Raw genomic sequence first — 13,471 nt, 5'->3', positions numbered from 1 at the left:
ATGATAGATCTTGACTTATTAGAATATCTAAAAACCTATCTTACTGAGAATCGGAAGAATCGCTTCGAAACGGTGCTATCTCAACGTACACGACACTTTACAGTTGCAACCGAAGATGTGTACCAATTGCACAATACCAGTGCTGTGATTCGTAGTTGTGATGTATTTGGTGTTCAGGATATTCATGTGGTGGAGGAAATCAATAGTAAGCGTATCGATAGAGAGATTGCTATGGGTGCACAGAAATGGGTCGATGTACATCGTTACAATTCAATTTCAGACTGTATCAAATCCATAAAAGCACAAGGGTATCAAGTTGTGGCGACAACGCCTCACGAGGCCGATCACAAACTTCGGGATTTTGATATTACTAAGAAGTCTTGTTTTTTCTTTGGAAGAGAGACCGAAGGATTGAGTGATGCCGTTATAGAACAAGCAGATTGTTTTCTTAAGATTCCAATGGTAGGCTTTACCGAAAGTTTAAATATATCAGTTTCAGCAGCTATAATTTTACAATATGTCACGTCTCAGCTTCGAGCTTCAGAAATAGATTGGCAACTATCCAAAGATGCTCAAGATGAAAAATGGTTGGACTGGATTAAGAAAACCATAAAAAGCTATGATGATATTGTAAATCACTTTTACGAGCAGCAATAATTTTGTACATTAAAAGTCTAACTTAAAAATTGTAAATTATGAAATGTGATGTGTACCTAACCTTCGACGGTGACTGCGAAGCCGCAATGGACTTCTACAAAGATATTTTTGATGGCGATTACCAAGTAATGATGCGCTATAAAGATGGTCCGCCAGAATATAGTAAGCCAGAAATAGAAAATAAAATCATGCATGCTACCTTAACCTTTGGCAATGGGAGCGAACTCAAAGCTTCCGATGGATTTCATATGCCATTAAACAAAGGCAATAATTACCACGTTAGTGTTTTGGCTGATGATGAAGAACAGGGACATGCGATTTTTACGGGTTTGTCTGAAGGCGCTCAAATTACCATGCCATACAATGAAGTATTTTGGGGTGGGAAATTTGGTAGTCTAGTAGATAAGTTTGGCATTCAGTGGATGGTAAGTAGTCCTCACGACGGACATGCTTCTTAATACATGTCATTCAGAGCTTGCGATGAATCTTTTTCATTATATGAGATTTCTCGTGTTCACTCGAAATGACAAAACGTAATTGTAATAATCCATTAATAATTAATTATGAAACAAAACATGGTCAGCTGGTTTGAGATTCCAGTAAATGATATGGATCGCGCCAAGGCATTCTACGAAGCAGTATTCGCTTTAGACATCAATGTAGTTGATTTTGGTGGTTTACTAATGGGATGGTTTCCAGATAGAGGAGATGCTCATGGAGCCACAGGCACCTTAATCAAACAAGAATCCTATATTCCAAGTCAGGAAGGCACACTAGTGTATTTTCATTCAGAAGATGTGCAAAATGAATTGGATAGAGTAGAAGCCGCAGGTGGCAAAATCTATCAACCCAAAACTGAAATTTCACCTGAACACGGTTTTATGGGTGTGTTTATAGATTGTGAAGGTAACCGCGTTGCCTTACATTCTAGAAACTGATTTCAAACCCTTGAATATAAAGGTATTATTGATAGCCTAGGATAAAATTTGTATCTTAGGCTATTCATTTTAAATCAACCAGCAATGAAAACTCGTATTCTATTTTCATTGTCCCTTATCTCTTTTTTATGTGTCTTTAACTGCAATAGCAATGAACAGGAAGCTGGCAGATTAGGAGGTTCCTCATTAGAAGCAGCAGTTAGCGAAGATTGTTCAAGAGCAATTAATTTCGAAGACTTAGATAACAACGTTTATGCCTATAGAGCTGATGATATTTTTTTCGGAGCACCATCTATTCAAACTGGAGGACATAGCGATGAAGAGGAGCTTACCGATTTGGGCGCCAATATTTTTGCAACTAACGCTTCAGGCGTAGATCTAGTAGGCGATTATGCAATCAATGGAAGTATTGGACCAGGAACAGCTTATATTTTCTACTTCGACGGGACTGGAAATCAGTATATCAGTTCGGCTAATAATACCGAAGTGCTTACAGTTTCTGAAATTGTGTTTAATGAAGATACTGTGACTGTGGAGCGATTGGTATTTACATTCAATAATGTAGAAGTAGCAAACGTCTATGATCCAGAAGATGTACTTTGTATCAGTGCCTTTGAATTGTTCTACAACAATTAAATAAACTAGATTTTCTTTTTCTTGTTACGACTAAGGACTTTATACTCTTCGTAGCATTCACTAATGGCATCCAAGATTTGAAGGTCATTAGCACTTTGTATAAAGTCTTTGGAGTAGTTACATTGATTCACGATTTCATCCAGATCAAAGCGATCTACCTGAAGTAATACCATCAACATTTCCCGATCGAATCGATTGGCTAGCTGATTACGAATCTCATCATCCTTCTTCATCTTCTTCAGCTTGCGCATTTCCTTAGGCTTTTTGCCAAACATATTATACAAGAAGTCAGCAGGATTAAAGATCGCACCGAGTACTTTGTTTACAGCGTTCGGACTAGAACCTGCTTCATAACCACTGTTCGGTAATCCAGAAATACTGTATCGGTTGTTAGAGACTACAGGCACTTGTGCAATATCCACTTCGAGATAGCCAGTAAGTCGCAACTGATTCACCACAACTTCCTCAAGCGCAAGCGCAAGTTCTGTCATGTCGATTCTGGTTTCGCCAAACTTCAACCAGTCATTAGTTACTCTAACTTTAATGGATTTGTAACCTAGATAAGATAAGTGCAGTGTATCGTTTGCTTTTGCTTTAATTTCAAACTTCCCTTCAAAATCCGTAGAGGTACCAATAACCTGATTAAGGTTAACGATATTTACTTTTTCTAGAGGTTCGTTTGTGGTCGTACTATAGATAACACCTTTAACAGACGTGTCTTCCTGCCCTTCAACATCAAAGGATGTAAGGAGTAATAGACCTAAGAAAAACACAAGTAGGGACTTCATACACTGCTTTTAAAGTTTAAAAGTACTAAACAAAACGCACTTTGCATCTTTAGATTCGTAAATTTTGACTAAATATTAACATGAAGGTTTAACGCCTTCTCGAACGTCTTGGTCTTGAAGACCCTTTGCTAGTTCTTACTTCAGAACGAGATCTGTCAGATCTATTGCCACCTTTACGGTTGCGTTTGTCGTTTCGTCTTCCTTTCTTGCGATTACGCGAACCACCACCTCTATCTGTAGAAACTTCAACATTTACAAAACGTCCGTTGTATTTAAAGTCGGTAAAGAAATCCAATACTTTCTGCTCATGCTCTTTTTCAGTATTGAAGAACGAGAAGCTATCCTTCACATCTACTTTAAAAACATCATCTCTACCCAATTCTAAAACGGCTTTCAAGAAGTCTTTCAAACTCATCCAATCGTAACCATCCTTACGACCTACATTGATAAAGTAACGTGTAGAACTTCCGCTACGCTCGCCATCTCTACTACTGCTATGCTTGGCTTCTATATTAAGGTCTTTGGCTTTTTGGTAATAGTTATAGAATCTTGAAAACTCTACAGAGAAGAACTTCTTAATAAGCTCGTCTTTAGAGGTGTCTTCGAACAATTCGTTGATGCTTTCCAAGTACTTATCAATCTCGTGATTGATTTCCGTATCATGAACCTTATTGGCTAAGGACATTAATTGCACTTGGCAAATCTCCATCCCGCTTGGAATCTCTTTTTGCTCAAACTGCTTTTTGATGATGCGTTCAATGCTTTTAATCTTTCGCAATTCACTTTTGGAAACGATGACCATAGAGACACCAGTTTTCCCAGCACGACCTGTACGACCAGAACGGTGTGTATAGGTTTCAATCTCGTCTGGAAGTTGGTAATTGATCACATGCGTAATGTCATCGACATCGATACCACGAGCCGCTACATCTGTAGCCACCAACATTTGTATCTGTTTATTTCTGAAGGATTTCATTACCAGATCACGTTGGTTCTGGCTGAGGTCACCATGTAGTGCGCCTGCGTTGTAACCGTCCTCGATAAGTTTTTCGGCGACCTTCTGTGTATCGCGTTTGGTACGACAGAACACCACTGAAAATATATTTGGATTGGCATCTGCCAAGCGTTTTAAAGCTAGATAACGATCTCTCGAATTGACTAAATAAAATTCGTGCGACACGTTTTTACTCCCAACATTTTTGTGTCCAACCGTAATCTCTATAGGATTAAACATGAATTTCTTTGCAATCGTTGCCACTTCTTTTGGCATCGTTGCAGAGAACAACCATGTGCTTTTGTCTTCTGGTGTGTGTGATAGGATGTCTGTGATATCTTCATAGAAGCCCATATTGAGCATCTCATCGGCTTCATCCAATACGGAATACTGAATCTTGGAAATATCGACCATATTTCTGCTGATCATATCTTTCATGCGACCAGGCGTTGCTACGACGATTTGTGCACCTTTTTTTACTTGTTTGGCTTGGTCTGTAATGCTGGCACCACCATAGATGGCAGTGACGTTTAAGCCTTTACAGTATTTACCATATTGCTTAAGCTCATTGGTAATCTGTAAGCACAGCTCACGCGTAGGCGAGAGGATAAGTCCTTGTGTGGTACGACTATCAACGTCTATGTTTTGTAGCATTGGAAACCCAAAGGCAGCAGTTTTCCCTGTCCCTGTTTGTGCCAAGGCTACCAGATCGCGTTCTTCGGTAAGTAATACAGGAATAGCTTTCTCTTGCACCTCACTTGGGGTCTCAAAGCCTAAATCGGTTATGGCTTGCAATAAATGGTCTTGCAAACCAAGGTCTTGGAATGTACTCATTGTAAATCTAAGTATTCAATTGCGTTATGTAAGTGTTACATGAGAAGCGCATCGACATACTTAAACCTAAAACTTCTGGTAACACATCCTCACCCTGAGGAATCTATTGAAACTCTAATTTTTTGATTTTCAAGGCGCAAAGATAAGGTTTTATTTGGAATGTAGTTTTTGAGAAGGTGCAATTTGCTATACATGTTGTGAGCAGTACTTTATTATTCTCTTTCCATATTGAATTGTTCATCCGATATCTTTGATTTATAGAACTGAATACCGTTTTTAGAACAAAAGTCTTTTATTAAATCCTCATTGTTTTTTTTCATATTCGCTCCAGCTATTATTTCTTTAATTGAATTGTGTGGTACTTTAAATAGATGAATGTCTAATGGATTACCATCGATTTTTTTGTCTGACAGATTGAGTGAAGAAATTATTCTAATTTCTTCTTCATATTTCCAATCCGTTGATTTTGTTATAAAAGGTTCAAACCCGAGTGCTTTTTTTTCAAATTCCATTGGTATTTCTACTCTTTTATCCGAATAGACCACTTCTTTAACTGTTTTTGATTCTTCTCCATCTGTACTCAAATAGTCATGGAAGTACTTATCTTTTGGGTCAAATCCTACGCAAAAACCTTTATGTGAATTAGTATAGTGCGCCCACATCAAAGTATTATTCCAGTTTTTGGTTAAGGATAAAATTCCAATATCATTATTTACTTTTACATAAGCTTCACTATACATTTTTTCAAGCTCTAATATTTCAGCATTTACGTTCAAAGGAATTCTCTTTTTCGGTAAGAGTTCCGATACTTTTTTTATTACAGCCCTTAATTCCTTTTCTGTTGGCTTTTTTGGTAAACATTCAAAAGGGTCGTTTAGGTCAATCGGTTGAGTATATCTTAATAACTCGTTGTCGAGATACGATAGTCTTTCGGGTGGTAAATATTTGTAGTAGAGGTTCATTCGTATTGCTTACAACGGTCTAGTATAACGTTAGTTACTGTTCTTAAGTTACTATTCTTTTTTTACTGCCACTCTATATTTACTCCCAACATAATTCAACTCTAATAAAATCAAACTATATTTAAATCCATTTTGTTTAAAACTCCATTGTGTTCCTGGTTTAGCGGCTTTAAATTCAATATTTTCTTTACCAGGAATATTTATTATTCCACTTGCAGTTCTGTTTACATTCATATCATTTAATCCAATAGACGCTCCTGTTTCGGTATCAAGAAAAGCTTGTCCAATAGACAATAAGTTACTTTGGGTATAATATTTTAATTTAACTAATTCTGGTAATGAGGATTTTGTTGTATCAATTTCAGAAACTAATTTTTCTAATTTTTCAATTTTTTCTTCCAAGAACTCAAAAGAATTAGGATTTGATTTTATCCAATCCTTTAGTTTATTGTTCTGCTCTATGTATATACCGTTATCATATTGTAATAAATCAATACGTTCATTTAAAGTCTGTATTTGAGTTTTTAAATTTTCTTTCTCCGTACTATGTAAATTTTCTTGATTTTCTATTAAAATGAAGTATAAAACTCCAAAAGTAGCTGCAACCAATGTTATGGAATAAATTACAATAGACTTTGTTGGGTTATTTTCAATCCAATTTGACATTCAAATTATGTTTTTCTTAATTACTCTACAACGCTCAGATAAAAAACGTTTTAATGTTGGTTTATCAAACGTTAAGCGAAGTTAGTTTTTTACATAAAAGAAGTCAATACGTATATACACGTATATTTTAAAACCTACTTCCCATTCGTAATCGTCAATTTTTCATGGGCAATTTCTATGGTGTCTACAGCGACTTCATTACCATCAGACTTAAGGTCCGTAGACGTGATTTTTGTTGGCCAGGCATTGTCGAGTTGCCATTGCATGGTGACCTTACCTTTTTCGTCGAGTAGTTTAATAAGCACGGTTCGTCGCTTTATGATATTCATGGTAATTTCTTTGTGCCAGTCCCAAAATGTATTGTCATTGACAAAGACACCACGTTTCATGGTGATGTTACCATACTTCACAATGCCAGGCATCTTTTCTGTAGAAAACTGAGGGCTATTGCTTTTGCGATATTCAATAATTTGGTTTTCTACATCCATGCCAGAGACCTCGCTAAAGGCAAGCAGGATTCCATCTCCAAAATCGACCTCAAAATGAAACTTTGGCATCGGCCAAGTTGCACCTTCTTTACTGCCTTCATCAGCCATATTGTTGTGTTTTGGGTTCGTATTAATTCACCTTATCAAAACGCAAGTTCCGTACACGACCAGTGGTCACTGTTAATCCTGTGAGATTATTGTTACCATCGCGTGTAAACTTAACGAGATCACCATTTATGCTAAACACATCAGCCTTTTGGACTTGGAATTCAAAATCGCTATGCCTGTTGTGCGTTCCATAGAGTTTGCCGTCTCTTACAACCAGCGTATACGATGTACTTAGCTCTGGACTGTGGTAAGTACCTTCAAAGGCTTTGAGACCTTCGGTGTCGTAATTTGGTGGTGTAAAGGCTTCAGAAATAATGGGCTCACCATCATCAATAACCACGACCATGGTCTTTTTATCCGCCTTTCCTTTGAAAGTCACAAAAAGGTCTACACCAACATTTAGCATTTTATAGGTGTTTTCCGAAATTGGCGCTAACTTACTTTCGTTACCTGGACCTCTGAAGTACATCAATGTATCATTCTTTACATAGATGCGTCTGGCATAGCTACTTGGTTCATTCCAGTAGTCACCCGTGTGCAGGTTGAGTTGTTCTTTACTCAGCGTCACAAACCTTACAGGTCTGGCTTTAGGGTTTCGTGGTCCGTCTTCTTCTACCTTCTGCTGATCGCCTAGATATAAATCAGCAACGCGAAGCGATAGGTTTCTTGGGTTGGATTGCGCCAAATTACTAAAGACCATCACTGCAAAATTCTGATCAGGGAAACGTCCCAAATAGCTGCGATAACCAGCATCACCACCACTGTGTTGTATTTGGTTAAGGCCTTTGTAGGTATTTCTAAACTGTCCATAAGCACCTCCAAAATTATCGCCATTGTTGAGCACAGCGAGTGTGTTCATTTTCTCTACAATGGCTTTGTCGCTCGCATTCGGAGTGTTAAGATGCATCGCCCATGATGCCAAATCTTCTACAGTTGTGAATAGGCTAGTGGCTCCAACATTGGCGTAACTCAATACGCTTTTTTTATAAATAAGACCGTCTATATAGTAGGAGTAGGCTCTGTCTTTGACAATCCTTTCGTGGTCGTCGTAAAAGAGTGTCTTATCCATCTTTAACGGTTTGAACATATGCTCCTCAGTGAACTCCGCAAAAGACTTTCCAGAAACTCTAGCAACGACTTCGGCTAACAGCGTAAACCCTGTGTTGCAATAGGTATATTCTTCTCCTGGTTGAAAGTTCAGTTCCTTTTGCTTGGCAACCAATTTCATGACATGTTCTTTGGTTATGACATCATCCCAGCGCCATCCTGCCAAATTGAGCAAGCTCCACTGGTCGCGCATACCACTCGTATGCGCTGCAAGATGTCTTAAGGTAATCGTGGTTCCAAAATCTGGAACTTCTGGGATGTGCTTTCGTATATCATCGTCGAAGGATAATTTACCTTGCTGCTCCAACAACAATATCGCATATACCGTAAATTGTTTGGATACCGAAGCAATATGAAACACCGTTGAAGGCGTTACCGGAATGTTGTATTCTAGTTGGGCGCTACCATATCCTTTTTTGAATACAATCTCACCATTGCTGACAACTGCTACTGCAGCACCAGGTTTATTGATGTCATCGTAATTACTAAAAAGGCTATCGATTTTTTGTTCTAGGGCTTTGCTTGTCTTGACTTGTGCTGTTAAGGTAAATGCAAAAAAGGATAGCATTAATACAAGCGCATTAATGCGAGAGGGTGTGATTGATTTCATTGAATTAGTATTTGACACTAAGTTAATGAAAATGAAATGAATGGGGTTTTATAGAGTGTTAAGAAAGCTAATCAGTAATTGTACTGCTTTCCCACGATGACCGATTCGATTCTTCAAATCTAAATCCATTTCCGCAAAAGTTTGCTTATAGTCTTTTGGCTGAAAAATAGGATCGTAACCAAAACCTTTATCGCCACGTTTTTCTTTAATGATGTCGCCTTCACAGATTCCTGTAAAGGTTTCAAGCTTACCATTAAGGTGCAAAGCAATTACGGTTTTAAAGTGCGCACTTCGATCGTGTTGGTCTTCAAGCGCATGTAAGAGCTTATTCATATTATCGTCTGCATTGCGTTGTGGTCCGGCATAACGTGCGGAATACACACCTGGTTCACCATTAAGAGCGTTAACTTCTAAACCAGTATCATCTGCAAAGCAATCGTAACCATAGTTGGTTTTTACATACTCAGCTTTTTGTATCGCATTACCTTCAATAGTAGGCTGCGTTTCTGGAATGTCTTCTTCGCAACCGATATCCTTCAAACTTAATAATTGAATAGTGGCAGGAATCAGCTTCTGAACTTCGTTGAGTTTATTGAGATTATTAGTGGCAAAAACTAGTTGTAACGACATCGTATTTATTTGGTCTTCAAAAATAAAACTTTGTGGATAATTTTTTAACTTGTAGCATATTCCCTTATTACCAACATAATTAATAGCTTTTCTTAGTAGGGTTGAGGAGGTCAGTTGAAAGCTTCAAGTCCTGCACTATGTTTAATAATTATCAATTTCAGTATTATGAAGGTCAGTAAATTTACTGAAGAAGTATGGGATATTCTAAACGATCTCAAAGAGTGGGAAGGAAAGCGTAGGGATCAAGGGCAACCCTTTTTTATGTCCAATTTCTGGGATCACAATCGCTATCAATATATCAATCTGGTTCAAGAGGGAGGCGGTATGCTAGGTATCGCCTTAGCAGGCTTCACATACATATTTGAAAAAATGGGAATTCGGTTTCTTGGGCTTGGAGGCACTTCGGCTGGGTCTATAAATTCTTTCCTTATGGCTGCCATTGGTAAGCCTCATGAAGAAAAAAGTGAACGTATACTGAAACATCTCATCAATAAGAACTTTATGGATTTTATTGATGGTGGAAAGGATGCCAAGGCATTTATCAATTTTGTGTCATCCAAAGGCAAGAAAAGTGCTCTAAAAATTTTGAGCAATCCCATAATCCTCAATAACTACTGGGATATTAAAGCTAATAAAGGGATGAATCCAGGTGTGAAGTTTGAGAAATGGCTGGATGAAATTTTATTGCACGAGAAGATTTATGATGAGCTTAAGGAGACCTTTAAGAATGGTAGCAATGTTGAATTTTCTTTAGCAGACTTTGTCAAGCTTTTTAGTAGCATTAGTGATTCATTCCATGTGTATAAAAATGAAGAATATGTCTCTCAGCTTAGTCATTTTGATTTGAGTGAAGATTTCACAGATAGATCGGAAGCCATCACGCATTTAGTAAAGCTTTTGGATTTCTTTGAAAAAGATTCAGTTAAGTATTCACATGAAGATTGTGTAGAAGCCTTCATGAATGTTGTAAAGCTGATATGCCATAGGCACAATATTGTGATTACTGCCATGACGCTCGAAGGCCTTGAGAAACAATTGCAGCTTAATGCGGAACGACTATTCAAGATAAAATATGAAGAAGCTGTTTTGGAACAAGGTACTGCAGAGGACATTACGTTGCAGAAAAGATCTCTGGCAAAGCATGGAGAATTGGCAATTATTTCAGCTGAACTTACTACGCAGACTAAGGTGATATTTCCTGCAATGGCAGAACTTTATTTTGAACAACGAAATACTGTAAACCCATCTAAGATGGTGCGTGCTTCAATGTCTGTTCCGTTATTGTTTGAACCTGTTCAGCTCGACTTAAGTTGGGTTAATAGCGATGATGTAGATGAATATAATATACTGAGGTTAAAATGGCATCAATGGTGTCATTATAAAGGCATTATTCCCCAAAGTGTATTTTTAGTTGATGGCGGTATTATGTCCAACTTCCCAATAGATGTCTTTACGGAACTGCCGCTTACTGACCCAACACCTTCTAATGATGAAGCGTCTGTAGATCCAGCTGTGTCTAGCGAACATGTGACTACTATTGGTGTGAAATTGGGTGTAGATAGAATAAAGCCTAAAGAAACGAGCTCCGTATTGGGACTTTTGGGGCAATGTTTTGATAATGCTAGAGTCATAAGAGATAATGAAGCGATTTATAAAAATAGTAGTGCGAGTGATGACTCCATAGCCGTTATTGATACCGATAGCTTTAATTGGCTGGATTTTCAGATGACTGAAGAAAAAGTAAAGGCATTGTTTAGAGCTGGAGCTGAAAGTGCCGCACGCTTTATTATGGATTTTGACTATGTGAGCTACCAAAAAAGTATTTCTTCAAAATCTACTTTAGTGACAAGGAGTAAGCTGTTTTCTGATATCTATGACTCGTTGTACTATGATAAGCTTTTTGAAGCAGAATGGATGACAGAACGTTCTAAAGTTATTGGTGATGATGGTCTTAAAGAACTCCTGGATAAAATAGCATTACCGAGTAGCGCTGTAAATTATTGGATCGATAAAGAAACGCCAAACTTTATTATGTACAGTAAGGATAAGGATTATAAGTATGTTTCTAAGCACAAAGTCTCAGCAGATATTTACAACAGTGTATTGAAGATTCAGGATGAATCTGAAACGTTAAGACCCAATGTAGAAAAGGGCGTTAAAAACATCTTGCTTCGTATTTCATTAATCAGGAATTGTTTCGATATGAACTCAATACGAGTTCTAAATAAGTATCCTGTATTGTGGATAAGAGAACATGTGAATTTTGAGGAAAACGATCCTTATGATAAACTAATCAAGGAGTTAGTGGATTATGCAGGTGCAGAAATTCAAGAATTAAACCATAAAGATGAAATCCCTCAATATCAGAACAATTTAGGGCGTTATAATCTTATCGTTATCAAAGCGCATCCAGATTCAGTAGCATCGGGCGAATTACCATTATTTACTGCATTACGAGAGACTTTACTAAAGTATCCTCATGTATATCTTGTGGTGTATTCTCCAGGTTCTAAAGACTTCGTTCTACCAGATTTTAATGTTCTAGTAATGAACAATAGGATTTCGTTGCTTCATTACATTCTGGATATTTTCCACAGACATATTTATTAAGATTTGTGTGAAGGACAGGAAGGGTCTAGGATGCTTTAGGGCTTAAATTGATTGTGCAACTGTTAGAGGAACCAAACCATTTTACACGGTTTCGAGATGCTGTAACGTAGATGTAATCTCTAATCATTCTAGGAATGAAAGCTAACAGCGCAGCCACACGTTGCCATTTTGGAATCTTAGAAACGATTCGTAAGAAACCATCAGAATGTGTTTTGATTCCAGCCTCATCAATTAAGATAACTGTATCTAGAGATTCTGTAGGGAAACCATGTGTTTTCAATAACTCTTGACCTCTTGGAGACTGAAATGGCACAAAACTAAAGATGTCTTTAGGCGCAAATTTTAGTAACCAGCCAACAACACCGTTACAGAGGTTGCATTCGCCGTCAAAAATGATAATGTCTTTTTGGTCTAGAGTTTTCATGGCTTTTGATTTTACTATCTTGTAGTCGAAAGAGATTGAGATTCATTTCATTACCATCAAAAAAATGACGTATTCACCTAAAGTATCTCGCCTGTTTTTAGCATTGGTTATACTCCAAGCTATTCATTCCATAGAAGAATATATAGGCAAGCTTTGGGATAATTTTCCGCCTGCAACTTATGTCTGTAGTTTAGTTTCAGATGACCTTCATTTTGGATTTTTGGTCATCAATATTGGGTTGTTTGTTTTGGGAATATTGTGTTGGCTCTTTTTAGTAAGAACAAATCACAACTTGGCAATACTTCCTTTAGGATTTTGGATTTTTATTGAATTGGTCAATGGCATTGGTCACCCAATCTGGACGATTGTACAGAAAGGTTATACGCCAGGAGTAATTACTGCACCATTCTTATTATTGGTTGCCATTTTGTTAATAAAGGCTATCTGTGATGGTAGGGCTCGTTCCTTAAAATCGTGAAGCCTCTATACAACTGTTCAATAAAGAACAGTCGCACCATTTGATGTGAGAATGTCATCTTCGACAAGGATAATTTTCCTTGTGCTTTCTGGTAAACAGCTTCCGAAAACCCGTAGGGTCCACCAATGACAAACACCAAACGCTTTATACCAGAGTTCATATATTTTTGGAGGTAGTTAGAAAAGGCTACAGAATCCATTTGCTTACCATTTTCATCCAATAAAACCAAGGCGTCCGAATTAGTAACTTTGCTTAAAATCAACTCGCCTTCTTTCTGTTTTTGCTGAGCTTCAGACAAACTTTTAGCATTTTTGATATCTGCAATAATTTCAAAATCAAACTTTATATAATACCCAAGACGTTTTTGGTAATCGTCGATTAACGATTGCAGGTTTTTGTCATCTGTTTTACCTATGGCAAGAAGTTTTATTTGCATGTTTTTGTCAGGTCGAGCGCAGTCGAGACCTATTTTAATAACCTCTCGACTGCGCTCGAGGGGACATCTCAATAAGGGAATGCTTAGCAAAGCTATTAAACCAAA

At 37.5% G+C, this 13,471-nt stretch carries 15 protein-coding genes; 6 read left to right on the top strand and 9 right to left on the bottom strand.

Translation table 11 applies throughout. The features are described 5' to 3' along the window. The 4 genes from NCE97_RS05870 to NCE97_RS05855 all read left to right on the top strand — a co-directional run bounded on the left by NCE97_RS05870 (nt 1) and on the right by NCE97_RS05855 (nt 2,231). Nucleotides 1-657, top strand: coding sequence for a TrmH family RNA methyltransferase (locus tag NCE97_RS05870; protein WP_353778017.1), 657 nt, complete (start codon nt 1-3; stop codon nt 655-657). 38 nt (nt 658-695) lie between these two features. Continuing rightward, nucleotides 696-1,115 (top strand): VOC family protein, encoded by a 420-nt coding sequence (locus NCE97_RS05865; RefSeq protein ID WP_353778016.1) that lies wholly within the window; start codon nt 696-698, stop codon nt 1,113-1,115. A 105-nt stretch (nt 1,116-1,220) separates the two neighbouring features. Beyond that, nucleotides 1,221-1,595, top strand: a complete 375-nt coding sequence (locus tag NCE97_RS05860) for a VOC family protein (protein ID WP_353778015.1) — start codon at nt 1,221-1,223, stop codon at nt 1,593-1,595. A gap of 84 nt (nt 1,596-1,679) precedes the next feature. Beyond that, entirely contained in the window at nt 1,680-2,231 is a 552-nt protein-coding gene (locus NCE97_RS05855; RefSeq protein ID WP_353778014.1) for a hypothetical protein, read from the top strand. A gap of 5 nt (nt 2,232-2,236) precedes the next feature. Here the strand turns inward: NCE97_RS05855 and NCE97_RS05850 are convergent, their stop codons facing one another. The 7 genes from NCE97_RS05850 to NCE97_RS05820 form a co-directional block, all read right to left on the bottom strand. Continuing rightward, entirely contained in the window at nt 2,237-3,019 is a 783-nt protein-coding gene (locus NCE97_RS05850; protein ID WP_353778013.1) for a carboxypeptidase-like regulatory domain-containing protein, read from the bottom strand. A gap of 88 nt (nt 3,020-3,107) precedes the next feature. Beyond that, entirely contained in the window at nt 3,108-4,847 is a 1,740-nt protein-coding gene (locus NCE97_RS05845; RefSeq protein ID WP_353778012.1) for a DEAD/DEAH box helicase, read from the bottom strand. Between the two features lie 212 nt (nt 4,848-5,059). Further along, nucleotides 5,060-5,809, bottom strand: coding sequence for a DUF2971 domain-containing protein (locus NCE97_RS05840; protein ID WP_353778011.1), 750 nt, complete (start codon nt 5,807-5,809; stop codon nt 5,060-5,062). Between the two features lie 51 nt (nt 5,810-5,860). Next, nucleotides 5,861-6,475: a hypothetical protein gene (locus NCE97_RS05835; RefSeq protein ID WP_353778010.1), complete on the bottom strand. Its 615-nt coding sequence runs from the start codon at nt 6,473-6,475 to the stop codon at nt 5,861-5,863. Between the two features lie 134 nt (nt 6,476-6,609). After that, nucleotides 6,610-7,071 carry a phage tail protein gene (locus NCE97_RS05830; RefSeq protein ID WP_353778009.1) on the bottom strand — a complete coding sequence of 154 codons (462 nt, stop codon included), beginning with the start codon at nt 7,069-7,071 and terminating at the stop codon, nt 6,610-6,612. A 22-nt stretch (nt 7,072-7,093) separates the two neighbouring features. Next, nucleotides 7,094-8,788 (bottom strand): serine hydrolase domain-containing protein, encoded by a 1,695-nt coding sequence (locus NCE97_RS05825; protein ID WP_353778008.1) that lies wholly within the window; start codon nt 8,786-8,788, stop codon nt 7,094-7,096. 48 nt (nt 8,789-8,836) lie between these two features. Beyond that, nucleotides 8,837-9,418: a non-canonical purine NTP diphosphatase gene (locus NCE97_RS05820; protein WP_353778007.1), complete on the bottom strand. Its 582-nt coding sequence runs from the start codon at nt 9,416-9,418 to the stop codon at nt 8,837-8,839. Nucleotides 9,419-9,583: 165 nt separating this feature from the next. Between NCE97_RS05820 and NCE97_RS05815 the strand changes: the two genes are divergently transcribed. After that, nucleotides 9,584-12,028, top strand: a complete 2,445-nt coding sequence (locus NCE97_RS05815) for a patatin-like phospholipase family protein (RefSeq protein ID WP_353778006.1) — start codon at nt 9,584-9,586, stop codon at nt 12,026-12,028. A gap of 25 nt (nt 12,029-12,053) precedes the next feature. On the opposite strand, the gene NCE97_RS05810 is transcribed toward NCE97_RS05815, so the two are convergent. Beyond that, nucleotides 12,054-12,452, bottom strand: a complete 399-nt coding sequence (locus NCE97_RS05810) for a thiol-disulfide oxidoreductase DCC family protein (protein ID WP_353778004.1) — start codon at nt 12,450-12,452, stop codon at nt 12,054-12,056. 64 nt (nt 12,453-12,516) lie between these two features. Between NCE97_RS05810 and NCE97_RS05805 the strand changes: the two genes are divergently transcribed. Beyond that, complete coding sequence (locus NCE97_RS05805; protein WP_353778003.1) at nt 12,517-12,930, top strand: HXXEE domain-containing protein; 414 nt, start codon at nt 12,517-12,519, stop codon at nt 12,928-12,930. Here the strand turns inward: NCE97_RS05805 and rlmH are convergent. Next, complete coding sequence (gene rlmH, locus NCE97_RS05800; protein WP_353778002.1) at nt 12,893-13,366, bottom strand: 23S rRNA (pseudouridine(1915)-N(3))-methyltransferase RlmH; 474 nt, start codon at nt 13,364-13,366, stop codon at nt 12,893-12,895. The two genes, NCE97_RS05805 and rlmH, sit on opposite strands and share 38 nt — an antisense overlap. Nucleotides 13,367-13,471: the final 105 nt, after the last annotated feature.

The organism is Winogradskyella sp. 3972H.M.0a.05 (genome assembly GCF_040493455.1).
Classification (GTDB): Bacteria; Bacteroidota; Bacteroidia; order Flavobacteriales; family Flavobacteriaceae; genus Microcosmobacter.
The sequence above is the reverse complement of the archived record's forward strand: the minus strand, read 5'-3'. Positions and strand labels throughout refer to the sequence as shown.